At 70.1% G+C, this 18,578-nt stretch carries 12 protein-coding genes; 9 read left to right on the plus strand and 3 right to left on the minus strand.

The annotated features are described in order from the left end of the window. The first annotated feature begins 51 nt into the window (after positions 1 to 51). On the plus strand, positions 52 to 1,083 hold the full coding sequence (locus ACIA6C_RS19945) for an alanine racemase (RefSeq protein WP_361130816.1): 1,032 nt from the start codon (positions 52 to 54) through the stop codon (positions 1,081 to 1,083). Positions 1,084 to 1,089: 6 nt separating this feature from the next. Here ACIA6C_RS19945 and ACIA6C_RS19950 read toward each other — a convergent pair whose 3' ends face one another. Together ACIA6C_RS19950 and ACIA6C_RS19955 are read right to left on the minus strand one after the other, a co-directional pair. Beyond that, positions 1,090 to 2,550 carry a glycosyltransferase 87 family protein gene (locus ACIA6C_RS19950; protein WP_361130813.1) on the minus strand — a complete coding sequence of 487 codons (1,461 nt, stop codon included), beginning with the start codon at positions 2,548 to 2,550 and terminating at the stop codon, positions 1,090 to 1,092. A gap of 87 nt (positions 2,551 to 2,637) precedes the next feature. Further along, positions 2,638 to 5,238, minus strand: coding sequence for a transglycosylase domain-containing protein (locus ACIA6C_RS19955; protein ID WP_399277556.1), 2,601 nt, complete (start codon positions 5,236 to 5,238; stop codon positions 2,638 to 2,640). A gap of 272 nt (positions 5,239 to 5,510) precedes the next feature. On the opposite strand from ACIA6C_RS19955, the gene ACIA6C_RS19960 reads away from it, so the two are divergent. From ACIA6C_RS19960 to ACIA6C_RS19970, 3 genes are all read left to right on the plus strand, one after another. Further along, complete coding sequence (locus ACIA6C_RS19960) at positions 5,511 to 6,113, plus strand: helix-turn-helix transcriptional regulator (protein ID WP_399277558.1); 603 nt, start codon at positions 5,511 to 5,513, stop codon at positions 6,111 to 6,113. 50 nt (positions 6,114 to 6,163) lie between these two features. Then, positions 6,164 to 7,246, plus strand: a complete 1,083-nt coding sequence (locus tag ACIA6C_RS19965; protein ID WP_361130806.1) for an inositol-3-phosphate synthase — start codon at positions 6,164 to 6,166, stop codon at positions 7,244 to 7,246. A 137-nt stretch (positions 7,247 to 7,383) separates the two neighbouring features. Then, positions 7,384 to 8,670: an MFS transporter gene (locus ACIA6C_RS19970; protein WP_399277561.1), complete on the plus strand. Its 1,287-nt coding sequence runs from the start codon at positions 7,384 to 7,386 to the stop codon at positions 8,668 to 8,670. A gap of 55 nt (positions 8,671 to 8,725) precedes the next feature. On the opposite strand, the gene ACIA6C_RS19975 is transcribed toward ACIA6C_RS19970, so the two are convergent. Beyond that, a complete protein-coding gene (locus ACIA6C_RS19975) occupies positions 8,726 to 10,192 on the minus strand; it encodes a CCA tRNA nucleotidyltransferase (RefSeq protein ID WP_399277563.1) in 1,467 nt (488 codons plus the stop codon). 186 nt (positions 10,193 to 10,378) lie between these two features. Here ACIA6C_RS19975 and ACIA6C_RS19980 point away from each other — a divergent pair, with 186 nt between their 5' ends. The 5 genes from ACIA6C_RS19980 to ACIA6C_RS20000 all read left to right on the plus strand — a co-directional run bounded on the left by ACIA6C_RS19980 (position 10,379) and on the right by ACIA6C_RS20000 (position 18,513). Then, on the plus strand, positions 10,379 to 12,643 hold the full coding sequence (locus ACIA6C_RS19980; RefSeq protein WP_399277565.1) for a DUF6049 family protein: 2,265 nt from the start codon (positions 10,379 to 10,381) through the stop codon (positions 12,641 to 12,643). Between the two features lie 47 nt (positions 12,644 to 12,690). After that, positions 12,691 to 14,871, plus strand: a complete 2,181-nt coding sequence (gene murJ, locus ACIA6C_RS19985; protein WP_399277567.1) for a murein biosynthesis integral membrane protein MurJ — start codon at positions 12,691 to 12,693, stop codon at positions 14,869 to 14,871. A 123-nt stretch (positions 14,872 to 14,994) separates the two neighbouring features. After that, positions 14,995 to 16,734, plus strand: a complete 1,740-nt coding sequence (locus ACIA6C_RS19990; protein WP_399277569.1) for a protein kinase family protein — start codon at positions 14,995 to 14,997, stop codon at positions 16,732 to 16,734. Between the two features lie 127 nt (positions 16,735 to 16,861). After that, entirely contained in the window at positions 16,862 to 17,563 is a 702-nt protein-coding gene (gene sigM, locus ACIA6C_RS19995) for an RNA polymerase sigma factor SigM (protein WP_399277571.1), read from the plus strand. After that, complete coding sequence (locus ACIA6C_RS20000; RefSeq protein ID WP_399277573.1) at positions 17,560 to 18,513, plus strand: hypothetical protein; 954 nt, start codon at positions 17,560 to 17,562, stop codon at positions 18,511 to 18,513. Before sigM ends, ACIA6C_RS20000 begins: the two co-directional genes overlap by 4 nt. Positions 18,514 to 18,578 lie beyond the last annotated feature (65 nt).

Below are 18,578 nucleotides of genomic sequence, written 5' to 3' on the forward strand. Positions count from 1 at the left end.
AAACACAGCACAGCCGCACCCAGCGGCTTATCGGAGAGGTTCCGGACGGGCATGGCGCTCACGCTCTACGTCGACACCGCGCGCTGGCGTGCGCACCAGAAGCAGATCGCGGACCAGTTCCCCGGGTTGATCCCGGTCTGCAAGGGCAACGGCTACGGCTTCGGCCACGAGCGGCTGTGCGAGGAGGCGACCCGGATGGGCGCCGACATCCTGGCCGTCGGCACGACGTACGAGGCCGCGAGCATCAAGGACTGGTTCGGCGGTGATCTGCTCGTCCTCACCCCGTTCCGGCGGGGCGAGGAACCGGTGCCGCTGCCGGACCGCGTGATCAGGTCCGTCTCCTCGGTGGACGGTGTCCGGGGCCTGGTCGGGGCCCGCGTCGTCATCGAGTGCATGAGCTCGATGCGCCGCCACGGCATTTCGGAGCAGGACCTCGGCCAGCTCCAGTCGGCCATCGAGGACGTGCGGCTGGAGGGCTTCGCCCTGCACCTGCCGCTCGACCGCCCGGACGGCTCCGACGCCGTCGAGGAGGTCATCGGCTGGATGGACCGGCTGCGCGCCGCGCGGCTGCCGCTGCACACCATGTTCGTCAGCCACCTGCGGGCCGAGGAGCTGGCCCGCCTCCAGCAGCAGTTCCCGCAGACCCGTTTCAGGGCCCGCATCGGTACCCGGCTGTGGCTGGGCGACCACGAGGCGACCCAGTACCGCGGCGCCGTCCTGGACGTCACGCGCGTCGCCAAGGGCGACAGGTTCGGCTACCGCCAGCAGAAGGCCGCCTCCGACGGCTGGCTCGTCGTGGTCGCCGGCGGTACCTCGCACGGGGTGGGCCTGGAGGCTCCCAAGGCCCTGCACGGGGTGATGCCGCGCGCCAAGGGCGTCGCACGGGCCGGCCTGGCGACCGTGAACCGGAACCTGTCGCCGTTCGTCTGGGCGGGCAAGCAGCGCTGGTTCGCGGAGCCCCCGCACATGCAGGTGTCGATCCTGTTCGTGCCCTCCGACGCTACGGAGCCGAAGGTCGGCGACGAGCTGGTGGCGCACCTGCGCCACACCACCACGCAGTTCGACCGGGTGGTCGACGCCTGAGCCCGCTCAGTGCCGGGGGCCGGTCCCCCACTCCACCCGTTGTGCCTCCGGGGGCGTCGCGTCATGCGGCGCCCTCGCGGCGTCGGACAGCGTGAAGACGTCGCGCGCACCGTCCAGGACGCCGCCGGACGGGTCGTCCGAGCCGTCGCGCCGGACGACGTCACGCTCGGGCAGGAGGACGTCCCGTACGACCACCGCGCACAGGTAGAGGGTCGCCAGCAGGTGCAGGGCGATCGCCAGCTGGTAGCCCTCGACCGGCAGGCCCTGGTGCTTTTCGCCGCTGGTCGTGTAGGCCAGGTAGAACCAGATGCCGAGGAAGTACAGGACTTCACCGGCCTGCCAGATCAGGAAGTCCCGCCAGCGCGGCCGGGCGAGCGCGGCGAGGGGGATGAGCCACAGCACGTACTGGGGCGAGTACACCTTGTTGGCCAGGATGAAGGCCGCGACGACGAGGAAGGCCAGCTGTGCGAAGCGCGGCCGGCGGGGTGCTTTCAGGGTGAGCAGCGCGATGCCGGCGCACAGCAGCAGGGTGAGGACGGTTGCGTAGGTGTTCGCGCCGGTCAGGGGGTTCCCCGAGCGCTGGGAGATCAACAGCCACACGGAGCCGAAGTCGATGGGCCGCTCCTGGCTGAAGGTGTAGAACTTCTTCCAGCCGTCCCAGGCGAACAGCATGACGGGCAGGTTCACCACGAGCCACGCGCCGGCCGCTCCGGCGGCGGCGCCGCCGAACGCCCGCCACTTCCCGGCCCGCAGGCAGAGGACGAACAGCACCCCGAGCAGCAGTACCGGGTAAAGCTTGGCCGCGGTGGCCAGCCCGACGAAGACTCCGAAGAGCACCGTGCGGCCGCGGGACCACATCAGCATCGCGACGGCGGTCAGGGCGAGGGCCAGCAGGTCCCAGTTGATCGTCGCGGTGAGCGCGAAGGCGGGGGCCAGGGCCAGCAGCAGCGCGTCCCAAGGCCGCCGGCGATGGGTGCGGGCGACGCACACGGCGATGACCGCCGTGCAGATCATCAGCATCCCCGCATTGACCATCCAGTACATCTGTTCGCGGTGCTGCATCGAACCGCTGCCGGGGGTCATCCAGGAGGCGATCTGCATGAAGAGCCCGGTGAGCACCGGGTATTCCAGGTACTGCATGTCGCCCGGGAGCCGGTCCCAGTAGGGAGTGAGGCCGTCGGCGAAGCCCCGCACCACGTACAGGTGCGGGATGTCGGAGTAGCAGGCGTGGGTGTACTGGGAGCCGGCTCCCCGGAACCACGCCCAGTCGTAGCACGGCACCTTCTGCACCATGCCGAGCGCGAACATGCCGAGCGCGACGAGGACCACCACGCGGACCGGGGTCAGCCAGTGGCCGCCCAGCCGGGCATGGCGGCCGAACGGGCCGCCGATCAGCTCACTGCCGGCGGCGGCGACCTCGTCCTGCTGGGTCGGCAGAACGGGCCGGTCCTCGTGCACCTTCGTCATGGGCTCATCCTGCCGTACCGTGCCGGGCACGCACGAGGGCCGCCGCACGGGGTGCGACGGCCCTCGTCGAGTGGGGCGTGGAGGGGATCAGCCCCCGGTGCCGAGACTGGTGCCCCAACTGGTGCCGCCCGGGCGGCCCGGTTTGCCGGTGACGGGCGGCGACGGCGCCCCTGTGGTACCGCCGTCCGGTCCGCCGTCGGCGCCGCTGCTGGTACCGGTGCTGGTGCCGGTGTCGGTGCCTCCGCTGGTGTCCGGGGGGCACACCTTCCAGGGCGGGCAGCTCGGCTTGCCGCCCTTGGAGGGGGACGGGGAACCCGAGGGCGAGGGGCTCGCCGGAGGCGTGGACTGGGACGCCGAGGGTGAAGGCGTGGGCGCCGCAGGCGTGGGGGTGGGGGCGCCGGGAGCGTCCGCGACCACGCCGATGTCCTCGGCCTCCGGGAAGTCCTTGACGGGCTTGCCCTTGAGCGCTTCCTTCATGTACTCGGTCCAGATGGTGGCGGGGATGTCACCACCGTGGATCGAGTCGATGTCGCCCACACCGTTCATGGACATCAGTCCCTGGTCCGGCTTGCTGGGGTCGCTGCGGAACAGGGTGACCGCGGTGGAGAGCTGGGGGGTGTAGCCGACGAACCAGGCCGACTTGTTCTTGTCGGTCGTACCGGTCTTGCCGGCCACGGGCCGCCCCAGCTTCTTCGCCTTGGTACCGGTTCCCTCGGGGCTCTCGACCACGTTCTTGAGCACCTTGGTGATGTTGTCCGCGATGGAGTTGTCCATGGCGCGCTGCGCCTTGGGGGCTTCGAAGCCCGGCAGGGCCGTGCCGTTCTTCTCGACCTTGGTGACCGAGAAGGGCTCGTGGTGGGTACCCGAGGCGGCGAAGGTGGCGTAGGAGTCCGCCATCCGGATGGCGCTGGGGGTCGAGGTGCCGAGGGCGAACGAGGCGTTGTCGTTCGGGTCCATCGAATCCTTGAGGATGCCGGTGGAGGCGGCCACGTCGCGGACCTTGCTGTGACCGACGTCGAAGACGAGCTGGGCGAAGGGCACGTTGATGGACTTCTCCATCGCCTCGTTCAGCGTGACGTAGCCGTAGGCCCTTTCACTCTCGTTCTTCTGGCGGAAGGGCTTGCCGTCCTTGCCGAGCAGCGGCTTGCCGTCCCGGTCGTTGATCACTGTCAGGTCGTTGGCGTTGTACTTGCTGTCGGCGGAGATGCCCTCGCCCTTGGACTTCTTCGTGCCGTACTCCATCGCGGCCGCCAGCACGTACGGCTTGAAGGTCGAGCCGACCGGGACGCCGCTGGTGTTGGCGTTGTTGTTGAAGTACTTCTTGTCCATGCCCGGGCCGCCGTACAGGGCCACGATCGCACCTGTGTTCACGTCCACGGAAGCGGCGCCGAACTGGACGAAGGTGTCCGTGTCGGGGCGTGCCTTCTCGTTGATGAAGCCGTTGCGGGTGTCCTCGACGGCCTTGGTCAGGGCGTCCACCCTCGGCTTCTCGAAGGTGGTGTAGATCTGGTAGCCGCCGCGGGCCAGGTCGTCCGGGGTGATGTGCAAGGTCTTCGTGACGTACTGCTTGGCCGTCTCGACCAGGTAGCCGGTCTGTCCGGACAGGCTGCGGACCTGCTCGGCTTCGATGCGCTCGGGGAACTGCGTGTACTTCGCCCGCTCGGTCGGGTCCATGCGGCCCACCGCGACCTCGCGGTCCAGCACCCAGGCCCACCGCTTCCTGGCCCGGTCCTCGTTCAGCTTCGGGGTGGCCGCCGAGCCGATGCCGCCGTCCGGATTGTAGAGGTTGGGGCCCTTGAGCATCGACGCCAGGAACGCGCTCTCCGAGGGGTCCAGCTTGTCGCTGTCCTTGCCGAAGTACGCACGTGCGGCTGCCTGGATGCCATAGGCGTCCCGGCCGTAGTACGCGGTGTTGAGGTAACCCGCGAGGACCGTGTCCTTGTCCACCGAGACACCGAGCTTTATCGCGATGAAGAGCTCGGTCACCTTCCGCTTGAGCGTCTGGTTGGAGTCGAGGTAGGTGTTCTTGACGTACTGCTGGGTGATGGTCGACCCACCCTGGGTGGAGCCGCCCTTGGCCATGTTCACCACGGCCCGGGCGATGCCCATGGGGTCGACGCCCTTGTCCGTCTCGAAGCTCTCGTTCTCCGCCGCGATCACGGCGTTGCGCATCGAGAGGGGGATCTTGTCGATGGGCACGATCTGGCGGTTCATCGAACCGCCGGTCGCGACCATCTGGGTGTTGTCCGCCCAGTAGAAGACGTTGTTCTGCGCCTTCGCCGCCTTGTTCGCGTCCGGGGTGTTGACCATGGCGATGCCGATGCCGGCGCCGGCGATGATCACAGCAAAGAACCCGAGGACGGTGCCGCTCACCAGCTTCCAGGACGGCATGAAGCGCAGCCAGCCGTCCTTGTCGGAGCGCGGGTAGTTGATGAGCCGCTTGTCCGGCCGTCCCTTGCCTCCCGCCCGCCCACGGCCCGCGGAACCCCGCTGGGCGGCTCTGCGTGTCTCGGCCCGGCTGCTGCCGTGGGAGGACTGAGGTCCTCCGTGCGGGCCGCTGCGTGAGGCCATGGGGACGTCACGTCCGGCCGCGGCGCCCCGGCCCGGGCGCTGCTGGGCAGCCCGGCGGGACGCGGCGCGCCCGCCGCCCTGGGGCTGCTGCGGCGGTTTGCGGCGGTGCTCGCTCATCGAACGACTACTCCTCGGGCAGGCGAGTGGCCTGGAAGCGGCGGTTACATTCCGGTTCCCCCGGTGTCATGCGGCAAAGAGTACGCAGGGTCAAAACCCAATCAGTGCCGAAGTTCACCCCAAATCAGGCAACTTGCATCGTACGAATTGGTGATGTGACGCCGGTCACCACCCCACCCCTTGTCGCCGCGAGCCGCCCGCTCTATCGTCTGGATGTATCGAGTCGATACATCAGCTCGACATAAACTCGGAGCCGGGAGAGAGGCAGGCGGATGAGCAGGCGCTCAGGCATCCTCGAGTTCGCCGTCCTCGGCCTGCTCCGCGAGTCCCCCATGCACGGTTACGAGCTTCGTAAACGGCTCAACACCTCACTGGGGGTCTTCCGGGCGTTCAGCTACGGGACGCTCTACCCCTGCCTCAAGACGCTGGTCGCCAACGGCTGGTTGATCGAAGAACCCGGCAACGCCCCGGAAGACGCTCTCGCCGCTTCACTCGCGGGGCGACGGGCCAAGATCGTCTACCGGTTGACGGCCGCGGGCAAGGAGCACTTCGAAGAGCTCCTCTCCCACACCGGCCCGGACACCTGGGAAGACGAGTCCTTCGCCGCCCGGTTCGCCTTCTTCGGTCAGACCGAGCGAGAAGTGCGCATGCGCGTGCTGGAGGGCCGCCGCAGCCGGCTGGAAGAGCGTCTGGAGAAGATGCGCGCCTCGCTCGCGCGCACGCGGGAGCGGCTCGACGACTACACCCTTGAGCTGCAGCGGCACGGAATGGAATCCGTGGAGCGCGAAGTGCGCTGGCTGAACGAGCTCATCGAGAGCGAGCGGGCGGGACGGGATCAGAGACAACCCGGCCCGTCCGACGAAACTGCAAAGTGAGACCTGCGATCTCGCAGGCCTCGTCCGAGAACAAACAGGGAGCAACCGGAATGGGTTCGGTTCGCGTAGCCATCGTCGGCGTGGGCAACTGCGCCGCCTCGCTGGTGCAGGGCGTCGAGTACTACAAGGACGCCGACCCGGCGGCCAAGGTCCCCGGTCTGATGCACGTCCAGTTCGGCGACTACCACGTGGGTGACGTCGAGTTCGTCGCCGCGTTCGACGTCGACGCGAAGAAGGTCGGCCTCGACCTTTCGGACGCCATCGGCGCCAGCGAGAACAACACCATCAAGATCTGCGACGTCCCGAACACGGGCGTCACCGTGCAGCGCGGCCACACCCTGGACGGCCTGGGCAAGTACTACCGCATGACCATCGAGGAGTCCGCCGAGGCTCCGGTCGACGTGGTGCAGGTCCTCAAGGACCGCCAGGTCGACGTCCTGATCTGCTACCTGCCCGTCGGTTCCGAGGACGCGGCGAAGTTCTACGCCCAGTGCGCCATCGACGCCAAGGTCGCGTTCGTCAACGCCCTCCCGGTCTTCATCGCCGGCACCAAGGAGTGGGCGGACAAGTTCACCGAGGCCGGTGTCCCGATCGTCGGCGACGACATCAAGTCGCAGGTCGGCGCCACCATCACGCACCGTGTGATGGCGAAGCTGTTCGAGGACCGCGGCGTCCGTCTCGAGCGCACCATGCAGCTCAACGTCGGCGGCAACATGGACTTCAAGAACATGCTCGAGCGCGACCGCCTCGAGTCGAAGAAGATCTCCAAGACGCAGGCCGTCACCTCGCAGATCCCCGACCGTGAGCTCGGCGAGAAGAACGTCCACATCGGCCCCTCCGACTACGTCGCGTGGCTCGACGACCGCAAGTGGGCCTACGTCCGCCTCGAGGGCCGTGCCTTCGGCGACGTCCCGCTGAACCTCGAGTACAAGCTCGAGGTCTGGGACTCCCCGAACTCGGCCGGTGTCATCATCGACGCCCTGCGCGCCGCGAAGATCGCCAAGGACCGCGGCATCGGTGGTCCGATCCTGTCGGCGTCGAGCTACTTCATGAAGTCCCCGCCGGTCCAGTACTTCGACGACGAGGCCTACGCGAACGTCGAGAAGTTCATCAAGGGCGAGGTCGAGCGCTAAGCAGCTCCGGCTCACGCGTTCCACCAGAAAGCACGCGAAGACCACGTCCTTCGGACACCTGGACTTCGACCGTTCTTCCGCCGAGGGTCCCCGGGCAATGTGCCCGGGGACCCTCGGCGTATGTGACCCTTGCCCTCATGCCTGTCGTACGTGATCTGCGCGTACTCCTGCGCCTGAGGGACTTCCGCAATCTGCTGACCGTCCGGCTGCTCTCCCAGGCCGCCGACGGCGTCTACCAGGTCGCGCTCGCCACCTACGTGGTGTTCTCGCCGGAGAAGCAGACCTCACCCGCGGCCATCGCCTCGGCGATGGCCGTGCTGCTGCTGCCCTACTCCGCCATCGGGCCGTTCGCCGGAGTGCTGCTGGACCGCTGGCGCCGCAGGCAGGTCTTCCTCTACGGCAACCTCCTGCGCGCCTTCCTCGCCTGCGTGACCGGCCTGCTGATCGTGATCCACGTCCCTGACTGGCTCTTCTACGCCTCGGCCCTGTCCGTGACCGCCGTCAACCGCTTCGTGCTGGCAGGTCTCGCCGCGTCGCTGCCGCATGTCGTCGGGTCCGGCCAGCTGGTGACAGCGAATGCCCTCTCACCCACCGCCGGTACCCTCGCGGCGACCGCGGGCGGGGGGCTGGCCTTCCTGGTCCGGCTGCTGGCCGCGGACTCCGACGCGCTGGTCGTGCTGTTCGGCGCCGGGCTGTACCTGTGCGCCGCGCTCGTCTCCCTGCGCCTGGCCGTCGGCCTCCTGGGACCCGACCACCCCCCTGGACGGTCCCGTCCGTCGCTCGCCGAGGGGGCGGCGCTCACCGTGCGCGGCATGGCCGAAGGCCTGCGGCACCTGGCCGGACGCCGCGAAGCCGCCCAGGCGCTCACCGCGATGACCATGATGCGGTTCTGCTACGGAGCTCTGCTGGTGACCCTGCTCATGCTGTGCCGCTACTCCTGGTCGGACAACGAGTCCGCCGGCCTGGCCCTGCTGGGCGTCGCCATCGGCGTCTCCGGCGCGGGGTTCTTCGCGGCGGCCGTCGTCACGCCGTGGCTGGTGGGCCGGCTGGGCACCCGCGGCTGGATGACCGTGTGCGCCGGTGGCGCGGCGATCCTGGTTCCGGCACTCGGCCTGTTCTTCGCACCCGGACCAATGCTCGTCGCCGCCTTCGCCCTGGGCATCGCCACGCAGGGCGCCAAGATCTCCACCGACACCGTCGTTCAGTTCCAGGTGGACGACGAGTTCCGGGGGCGCGTCTTCTCCGTCTACGACGTGTTGTTCAACGCCGCGTTCGTCGCAGCAGCGGCGGTGTCCTCCCTGATGCTCCCTGCCGACGGCCGGTCCGTTCCGCTGGTGGTGAGCGTGGCCGTCCTCTACGCCGCCACGGCAGCCCTCCTCCAGCGGCAGGGCCTACGCCCTGTAGGGGGCGCGGCCCAGCAGTAGCCCAGGGGAAAGACCACGCGATGTTTCACGTGAAACATCATGCGGTCGAACCGGCTCAGGCCTGAGAGGCCCACCACTCCTTCAACGCCGCCACCGCCGCGTCGTGTCCCATCGGGCCGTTCTCCAGCCGCAGCTCCAGCAGGAACGCATAGGCCTTGCCGATCACCGGGCCGGGACCCACACCGAGCACCTGCTGGATCTCGTTGCCGTTCAGGTCGGGCCGGATCGCGTCCAGCTCCTCCTGCTCCTTGAGCTGCGCGATCCGCTCCTCCAGGCCGTCGTACGTACGGGAGAGCGCACTGGCCTTGCGCTTGTTGCGCGTGGTGCAGTCCGACCGCGTCAGCTTGTGCAGACGCTCCAGCAGCGGGCCCGCGTCGCGGACGTACCGGCGCACGGCCGAGTCGGTCCACTCCCCGTCGCCGTACCCGTGGAAGCGCAGGTGCAGCTCCACCAGCCGGGACACGTCCTTGACCATGTCGTTGGAATACTTCAACGCGGTCATGCGCTTCTTGGTCATCTTCGCGCCCACCACCTCGTGGTGGTGGAAGGAGACACGGCCGTCGCTCTCGAACCTGCGGGTGCGGGGCTTGCCGATGTCGTGGAACAGGGCAGCAAGACGCAGCACGAGGTCCGGGCCGTCCTCCTCCAGGTCGATCGCCTGCTCCAGCACGATCAGCGAGTGCTCGTAGACGTCCTTGTGGCGGTGGTGCTCGTCACTCTCCAGCCGCAGGGCGGGCAGCTCGGGCAGCACCCGGTCGGCCAGGCCGGTGTCCACGAGCAGTCCCAGGCCCTTGCGGGGGTGTGCGGACAGCAGGAGCTTGTTCAGCTCAGCCTGCACCCGCTCCGCCGAGACGATCTCGATACGTTCGGACATCGCCTTCATCGCCGCCACGACCTCGGGTGCGACCTCGAAGTCCAGCTGCGCGGCGAACCGGGCCGCGCGCAGCATCCGCAACGGATCGTCCGAGAAGGAGTCCTCGGGGGTGCCGGGGGTGCGCAGGACGCCTTCCCGGAGGTCCTCCAGGCCGCCGTGCGGGTCCACGAACTCCTTCTCGGGCAGCGCGACGGCCATCGCGTTCACCGTGAAATCGCGGCGGACCAGATCCTCCTCGATGGAGTCGCCGTAGGAGACCTCCGGCTTGCGCGAGGTGCGGTCGTACGACTCCGAGCGGTACGTCGTCACCTCGATCTGGAAGTTCCGGTCGCCTTCCGCGGTGCGGGCCAGCTTCTGTGCGCCGACGGTGCCGAAGGCGATACCGACGTCCCACACCGAGTCGGCCCAGGGCCGCATGATCCTCAGCACGTCCTCAGGACGGGCGTCGGTGGTGAAGTCGAGGTCGTTGCCGAGACGCCCGAGCAGCGCATCGCGCACGGAGCCGCCGACCAGGGCGAGGCGGAAGCCCGCTTCCTGGAAACGGCGGCCGAGCTCGTCGGCGACAGGAGCGACGCGCAGCAGTTCACTGACCGCTCGGCGCTGCACCTGACTCAGGGCACTGGGGGTGTCTTCATTGGCGTTCGGCACAACAGAAAAGGGTACGTGGCCCGCCCGGCGGGGGCCGCCGCGATTTTGCGGGACCCCGCCCCACGGCGCCCGCGGGCCGGAGCCGATCATGTGGAGCAAGGGGCGGCACTCGCGCACAGCGCGCCTCGTTACCATTCGTGGACGCACAACCGACGACCACTGACACTTCGAGGGACGGGCGAGCGCGTGGCCGAGGCGGCAGACATCCTGGGGGCAGCCGCCCCTGCCCGGCGCCGCTGGCTGCGGCGGGCAGTCGTCCTGCTCGCGGGCACGCCGGTCCTCGCCGCCTTGGTCTACGCCCCTGCCCCGCCGGCCCAGGCCGCCGACTCCGCTGTCGACGTCCAGCTGCTTGAGGTGTCTCCCAACGCCCCGGTGAAGAGCGACACCCTCACCATCTCGGGCAGCGTGGTCAACAACAGCCGCGAGGCGATCAAGGGCGCGCACGTGGGGCTGCGCGTGGGCCCCGTCGTGGGTGACCGGGCGTCCATCGACGAGGTGGCGGACCGCACCGGCTTCCGGGCCGGCGTGGACCCGGGGGAGATCGACCCGGCCTTCGCAGTGAAGATCGACTCGTTGCCCTCCAAGGCCAGCCGGCCGTTCACCATCAATGTCCCGGTCGGCAAGCTGGACCTGGGCAAGGACGGCGTCTACCAGCTGGGCGTCTCCCTCTCGGGAGAGACCGACAGCCGGCCGTACGAGCAGGTGCTCGGTATCCGGCGGACGTTCCTGCCGTGGCAGCCCGAGGCCGCCGCGAAGCGCTCCTACCTCACCTATGCGTGGCCGCTGATCTCCACCACCAGGGTCACGGCGGAAACCGGCTCGGACGAGACGCAGACGCCCGTCTTCCTCGACGACTCCTTGGCCAAGGAGCTGGCGCCGGGAGGCCGCCTGGAGCGGATGGTCTCCCTCGGCAAGGACCTGCCGATCACCTGGGTCATCGACCCGGACCTGCTCTACACGGTCGACGCCATGGCCAAGGGCTACCGGATCCGCAACCCCGACCCTGACGGGAAGCCCCTGCCGGGCAGGAGCAGGGCCGTGGCCGAGCAGTGGCTGAGCGCGCTGGAGACCGCGGTCCAGGGCAAGAAGGTCGTCGCGCTGCCCTACGCCGACCCCGACCTGGCTTCCCTTGCCCACCACGGCAAGGACGTGTCGGGCACTCTGGGCCAGCTGCGACCCGCGACCGACAAGGCGAAGCAAGCCGTCGAGACGGTCCTGCACGTCACCCCGTCCACCGACTTCTCCTGGCCGGTGAACGGCGCGATCGACCCGTCGATCGTCAACGTCGCCACCTCGGCGGGCGCCCACAACGTCCTCACCCGCAGCGACAGCCTCCAGGAGACCGGCGCCCTCGGCTACACCCCGACGGCCGCCCGTCCCATCGGCGCGGGCGCCACCGCGATCGTCGCCGACGCCGAACTGTCGACGGCCTTCGAAGGCGACATGCTCAATGCCAGGGACTCCACGCTCGCCGTGCAGAGGTTCCTGGCCCACAGTCTCGCCCTGAACCTGCAGGGCGGCGACGAGCAGCGCAGCTTCGTCGTCACGCCGCAGCGGATGCCGTCCTCCAGCCAGGCGGAGTCGATGGCCGCCGCCCTGCGCGGCCTGCAGGGCGGCCGCTGGACCCAGCCGTCCGACCTGGAAGCCGCTGCTTCCGCCAAGCCGGACCCGGGCGCCGCCACCCAGGTCCCCGGGGCCGGCCAGTACCCGGAAGCCCTCAGCCGGCAGGAACTCCCGGTGTCCGCGTTCGAGAAGATCCGGACCACCCAGGACACCCTCGACCGTTTCAAGGTGATCCTCGCCGCTCCCGAGCGCGTCGAGATCCCCTTCGGCAACACGACCAACCGGGAGATGTCCACCTCGTGGCGCGGGCGGCCCGAGGAGGCCGGCGTCTACCGGGACCAGGTGCAGGACTACCTGATCGGCCTCACCGAGAAGGTCAAGGTCGTCCCGAAGTCCGACGCCACCTTGTCCGGGCACAGCGCGATCATCCCGGTCAGTGTCCAGAACAGCCTCGTGCAGGACGTCCACAACCTGGTCCTGCGGGTGAAGTCGGCCAACCCCACCCGGTTGATGTTCGGCGACAGCGGAGTGGCCGAGCAGGAAGTCAACGTCCCGGCCGATCACAGCCAGACCCTGAAGTTCCCCGCGAACGCCACCGCGAGCGGTCCCGTCGAGGTCACCGCGCAGCTGTTCACGAAGAACGGCGTCCCCTACGGCAAGGAACAGAAGTTCACCGTGGAGGCCACCGAGGTCACTCCCACCGTCATGCTCGTCATCGCCGGCGGCGTTCTCCTCCTCGTCCTCGCGGGCATCAAGATGTACGCGAGCCGCAAGCGCGCGGCGACCCGCGCGGCCGCCGAGGAGAGCACGCAGCCGAGTGACGAGTCCCCGGACACCGGACCGCAAAGCACAAGCGGGTCCGGCACGGGTGAGACAGTGGACCGTTAAAGCGATGCCGTGGCCGGTCGGCCTGGGGACGATGAGGTGGGGTTTCGATGAACGCGCCGTACGACGGTGACCGCGCGCAGGGCACTGGTGGGCCGGCGCCCTCCCAGGGCACCGCGCCGGGTGCCCCGGTGCCCGGGCAGGCCTCCGCGCCCGCATCCGGGCCGGATCACGACCCGTATGTCCAGGATGCCTACGACTACGACCCTTACCGGTCCCAGGACCTGTCGGCCCAGGACCCCGTGGCGGAGGCCCTGTACGACCGGGCCTCGCACCCTCCTCCGCCGCCGGGCACCTACCTGGAACCAGGCCCCCTGTACGCGGCTCCGCCGCCGCCCTCGTACGGCGGTCCGGACGCCCGCGTCTGGGCCCAGACCCCGCCGCCCGAGCCCGACGGCCCTTCCCGCCACCTGCCCTACGGTGACCGCCCCACGACCACGGAGTTCGTGGGTGTGGACTCCCTGGTGACCACGGCCGCGGACGAACAGCCGGAACCGAACGCCTTCGCCCACCTGTACCGGGACCAGGAGGCGGCCCCGCAGGCGACCGCGGAGGAGCCCCCGGTCGCCGTCCCGGCTCCGGCCAAGCCCGCCGGCAAGGCCTCGGGCCTGCTCAAGTCGAGCGCCCTGATGGCCGCCGGCACGATCGTGTCCCGCATCACCGGCTTCCTGCGCACCCTCGTGATCGGCACCGCGATCGGTGTCACCACCCTCAACGACAGTTACCAGGTCGCCAACACCCTGCCGACGATGATCTACGTGCTGGTCGGCGGCGGCGCCCTCAACGCCGTGTTCATCCCGCAGCTGGTCCGCGCGATGAAGGACGACGAGGACGGCGGCGAGGCGTACGCCAACCGCCTCCTGACGCTCGTCGTGGTGCTGCTCGGCGCCGTCACCACGGTCTGCGTGCTCGCGGCACCGCTGTTCATCGGCATGATGTCGCAGAAGATCGCCGACGATCCGCACCGGATGGAGGTCGCGGTCGCCTTCGCCCACTACTGCCTGCCCACCATGTTCTTCATGGGGGTGCACGTGGTGCTCGGTCAGATCCTCAACGCCCGCGGCCGTTTCGGCGCCATGATGTGGACCCCCGTCCTCAACAACGTCGTCGTCATCGCCACGTTCGGCGCGTTCATCTGGGCGTTCGGCGGCTTCACCAGCACCGGCGTCGACGAGGCGAGCATCACCCCCGAGGGCGTCCGGCTGCTCGGCCTGGGCACCCTGCTCGGCCTCGCCGTCCAGTCCCTGGCGATGATCCCCTACCTGCGGGACGCCGGCTTCAAGCCGCGCCTGCGCTTCGACTGGAAGGGCCACGGGCTCGGCAAGGCGGCCGGCCTCGCCAAGTGGACCTTCTTCTTCGTCCTGGCCAACCAGCTCGGCCTCATCGTGGTCACCCAGCTCGCGACCTGGGCGGGCGACGTCGCCCACAGCCAAGGCCACGACGGCACCGGCATCGCCGCGTACAACTACGCGCTGCTCCTGTGGCAGATGCCGCAGGCCATCATCACCGTCTCGGTCATGACCGCCGTCCTGCCGCGTATCTCCCGCTCGGCCCACGACGGGGACGTAGCCGCCGTCCGCGACGACATCTCCTACGGCCTGCGCACCTCCGCCGTGGCGATCGTGCCCTGCGCCTTCGCGTTCCTCGCGCTGGGCGTCCCGATGTCCACCCTGCTCTACGCCGGCTCCGGCGCGGCGACGGCACAGAACATCGGCTACATCCTGATGGCCTTCGGCCTCGGACTCATCCCGTACTCCGTCCAGTACGTCGTCCTGCGCGGCTTCTACGCCTATGAGGACACCCGGACGCCGTTCTACAACACGGTCATCGTCGCCGCGGTCAACGCCGGCGTCTCGGGGCTCGCCTTCCTCGTCCTCCCCGAGCGCTGGGCCGTCGTCGGCATGGGCGCGGCCTACGGTCTCGGGTACACGGTCGGCGTGGGCGTCGCCTGGCGCCGCCTGCGCGCCCGCCTCGGCGGTGACCTCGACGGGGCACACGTGATGCGCACCTACACCCGCCTCATCGGCGCCTGTGTCCCGGCCGCCGTCGTGGCCGGTGCGGCCGCCTACGGGGTCACCAAGTGGCTGGGCAGTGGAGCCGCCGGGTCGCTCGCCGCCCTGGTGGCAGGCTTCATCGCCCTGGTGGCCGTCTTCCTCGCCGCCGCCAAGCGCATGCGCGTCGAAGAGCTCAACGCGATGGTCGGAATGGTCCGCGGACGACTGGGGCGTTGACGGGCAGACCCGACGGTCCGGCCCTCCTTCGCGTGTCGTGCGGAGGGCCGGACTGTGGGCACAATTGGCATGGCTTCGCAGACTGGCTGACAGCGCGCAACGGATGGGGAGGCAGGGACGACGGTGGCGGAACGTAGCACAGCTGCCGTCGACGTGGCCGACAACAGCGGCGATGAGCCGCTGACCGCGGAAGCGGTCAAGGCCACGGCCGACGGGGTGGACACCCAGAACGACCGAGCCGCGGACGGATCCATGCGCGAAACGGATGGCGAACGCAAAACAGTCGCGCCCGTGGCGGCGCCCGAACTGCACAGCGGGCACAAGCTCGCCAGGCGCTACCGACTCGAGGAGTGCGTCACCCGTCTGGACGGATTCAGCAGCTGGCGTGCGATGGACGAAAAACTGCGCCGCGCCGTCGGCGTGCACCTGCTGCCGGCCGACCACCCCCGGGCCCGGACCGTCCTGGCCGCGGCCCGCTCTTCCGCGCTGCTCGGCGACCCCCGGTTCGTCCAGGTCCTCGACGCCGTCGAGGAGAACGACCTCGTCTACGTCGTGCACGAGTGGCTGCCCGACGCCACCGAACTCACCGCCATCCTCGCCGTAGGCCCGCTGGAGGCCCACGAGGCCTACCAGCTCGTCAGCCAGGTGTCGCAGGCCATGGCCGCCGCCCACCGCGAGGGCCTGGCGCACCTGCGCCTGACTCCCAGCGCGATACTGCGCACCTCCACCGGCCAGTACCGCATCCGCGGTCTCGCCGTGAACGCCGCCCTGCGCGGCATCAGCAGCGACACCCCCCAGCGGGCCGACACCGAGGCGATCGGCGCGCTGCTGTACGCGGCGCTCACCCAGCGCTGGCCCTACGAAACGGACGCCTACGGCCTCACCGGCCTGCCCAAGGGCGTTGGTCTGATCGCCCCCGACCAGGTGCGAGCGGGGGTTCACCGGGGCCTGGGAGAGCTGGCCATGCGCGCCCTGGCCAACGACGGGGCCACCGCCTCCCGGCAGGAGCCCGCCTGCACCACCCCCGAGGAGCTGGCCAAGGCCGTCGCCGCGATGCCCCGCATCCGGCCGCCGGAGCCGGCTTTCACCGCCCCGCCCGAGTACCAGCACACCACCTACCAGCAGGGCAACTACGGGCGGCACCCGGCGACCGGCCTGCCGACCGTGCAGAGCCTCGCCGCCACGCCGCCGCCCCCGTTGCAGAGCCGTACCGGCCGCGCCCTCAAGTGGGGTGTCGCAGCGCTGCTCATCGCCGCCCTCGGCCTGGGCAGCTGGCAGCTCGCCGACACCCTCCTGAACCACAGCAACCAGGGCGGCAACGGAGGCAGCCCCGGCAACTCCCAGTCGTCCGAGACGGGCGACTCGAAGAAGAACCCCGAGCCCGTCCCGTTGCACATCAAGAGTGCCGAGGAGTACTACCCGGACGGGACCCCCCAGAACGCGGAGGACGCCGCGAACAGCTTCGACAGCGACTCCTCGTCGTACTGGCGGACCAAGGCGTTCGCCGACGGCCCGGACATGGGCGCCTACAAGGCGGGCGTCGGCCTCGTCTTCGACCTCGGCTCCGAGCAGGAGGTCAGCGCGGCCTCGATAGCGTTCAAATTCGGCGGCGACCACACCACCGCCGCGATCTACGCGGCACCGAACATGTCGTCGTCGAATCCGGTCAGTGCCATGCACAAGATCGCCGGTGCAACCACGTCCGGCACCCAGCTCGGCCTCACCACCGACACCCCGGTGAAGACGCGCTACGTGCTCCTGTGGATCACCGCCATGCCCAAGTCGGGGCCCTACGAATACAGCGGCGCCGGATACAAGCAGGCCATCACCAACGTCGTGATCTCAGGACCGGGCAGCTCCTGAAACCGGATACGGGCGGCAACCGGGACTGTGCGGGGACCCCCGCACAGTCCCGTCCGGTACCGGGACGTATCGCAACCGCTGCTCAAGCCGCTTGAATGTCTCGTACCGCGCGCACCAGGAGGGGACAATGAAGCCTGCGGCTGACGACCCCGAGCGGGCCGGTGACCACGAGCTGCTGGAGCGGCACGTGGCGGGGGATCCCGATGCCTTCGGGGAACTCGTGCGGCGGCACCGCGACCGGATGTGGGCCGTGGCGCTGCGCACGCTCGGGGACCGGGAGGAGGCCGCCGACGCCGTGCAGGACGCGCTCGTCTCCGCCTACCGGGCCGCGCACACCTTCCGCGGTGACGCCGCCGTCACCACCTGGCTGCACCGGATCACCGTCAACGCCTGCCTCGACCGGGCCCGCAAGGCGGCCTCCCGCCGGACGGCTCCCCTGGACGACACGGACCGGCTGGAGCGGCTCCTGGAGCCGCACGAATCCGCCGAGGCCCCCGCGGAGCGCCAGGACCTCCATCGGCAGCTGCTGGCCGCCCTCGGCACCCTCCCCGCGGAGCAGCGGGCCGCGCTCGTCCTGGTCGACATGCAGGGCTACCCCGTGGCCGAGGCCGCGCGCGTCCTCGACGTCGCCGTCGGAACGGTCAAGAGCCGGTGCGCGCGGGGCCGGGCGAAACTGCTCCCGCTGCTCACTCATCTGCGCTCGAATGCGGTGGATAACACCTCCGCCGAGCGGGGAAGGAACCGGACGCCGGGGTCACCCGTCCCACCAGCGGCAGAAGCCAGGCAGCCAGACCCAGACGCAGTGAAGGGCGGAGGTGGACGACCGTGAGCCCCACAACCGGCACGACCGGCACGATCCGGCACCCGGACGTCGCGGAGATCTCCGACCTGACCGAAGGGCTGCTCCCACCGGCCCGCACCGCCGCCGTACGCAGCCACCTCGGCGCCTGCGCCCTGTGCGCCGACGTCCTCGCCTCCCTAGAAGAGATCCGGTCCCTGCTCGGCACCCTGCCGGGGCCGAGCAGGATGCCCTCCGATGTCGCGGGCCGCATCGACGCCGCCCTCGCCGCCGAGGCCCTCCTGGACTCCACCTCGCAGCGTGCCCAGTCCACGCCCGCCCCCGCCGTCGCCCCGCGGCAGACGCCGCCGTCCGCCCCGGCCCGGCCCGCGGGTCACCCGGCCGGCCCAACCGGTCCCGGCCGACGCCGGGCCCGCCGACGGATCGCGGTCCTCGCCGGCCTCGCGGGCGCCGCGGCCTGCGCACTGGGCGTCGTCCTGTCCGGCGCCCTGGGCGGAGGCGCCCCCCACGACACCGTCGCCCGGACCGGCACTTCCGCAACCGCCACTCCGCCCGCCTCCGACGGCTCGTACACGTCCCAGGGGCTCCAGGGCAGCGTCCAGCACCTCCTCGCTTCCGGCGCGAAGCCGCAGAGCAGGCCCGAGCAGAGGAACAACACCTACGGGATGGAGAACGCCTCCCCGGGCGTCCCCTCCGGCACCTCGCCGGGCGTCCCCCCAGGCACCTCCCCGGGCCTCGCCCCCGGCGACCGGCAGGCTCCCGCCGTCCCGCCCTGTGCCCAGCGGGCCACCGGCCGTTCCGACACCCCGCTCGCCGCCGAGCACGGCAGCTACCAGGGCACGGACGTCTACCTCGTCGTCCTCGCGCACCCCGGTGATCCCTCCCGCGTGGACGCCTACGTCGTTCCCGGCGGCTGCGCGGACACCCCCTCGGCGGCCCCCGGCAAGCCACTGCTCACCGGTACGTACGCCCGCCCCTGACCCCTTCAAGGCTGAGCCGCGCCGGACCGGGAATGCGAGCGCCGTAGGATCCGTTGGGTGGGATG

It is taken from the genome of Streptomyces sp. NPDC051578 (assembly GCF_044454045.1).
GTDB lineage: Bacteria > Actinomycetota > Actinomycetes > Streptomycetales > Streptomycetaceae > Streptomyces.

Coding starts and splice junctions, on each gene's coding strand:
- ACIA6C_RS19945 (WP_361130816.1), top strand. CDS start 52: ATGGCGCTCACGCTCTACGTCGACACCGCGCGCTGGCGTGCGCACCAG.
- ACIA6C_RS19955 (WP_399277556.1), bottom strand. CDS start 5,238: ATGAGCGAGCACCGCCGCAAACCGCCGCAGCAGCCCCAGGGCGGCGGG.
- sigM (WP_399277571.1), top strand. CDS start 16,862: ATGAAGCCTGCGGCTGACGACCCCGAGCGGGCCGGTGACCACGAGCTG.
- ACIA6C_RS19950 (WP_361130813.1), bottom strand. CDS start 2,550: ATGACGAAGGTGCACGAGGACCGGCCCGTTCTGCCGACCCAGCAGGAC.
- murJ (WP_399277567.1), top strand. CDS start 12,691: ATGAACGCGCCGTACGACGGTGACCGCGCGCAGGGCACTGGTGGGCCG.
- ACIA6C_RS19960 (WP_399277558.1), top strand. CDS start 5,511: ATGAGCAGGCGCTCAGGCATCCTCGAGTTCGCCGTCCTCGGCCTGCTC.
- ACIA6C_RS19965 (WP_361130806.1), top strand. CDS start 6,164: ATGGGTTCGGTTCGCGTAGCCATCGTCGGCGTGGGCAACTGCGCCGCC.
- ACIA6C_RS19970 (WP_399277561.1), top strand. CDS start 7,384: ATGCCTGTCGTACGTGATCTGCGCGTACTCCTGCGCCTGAGGGACTTC.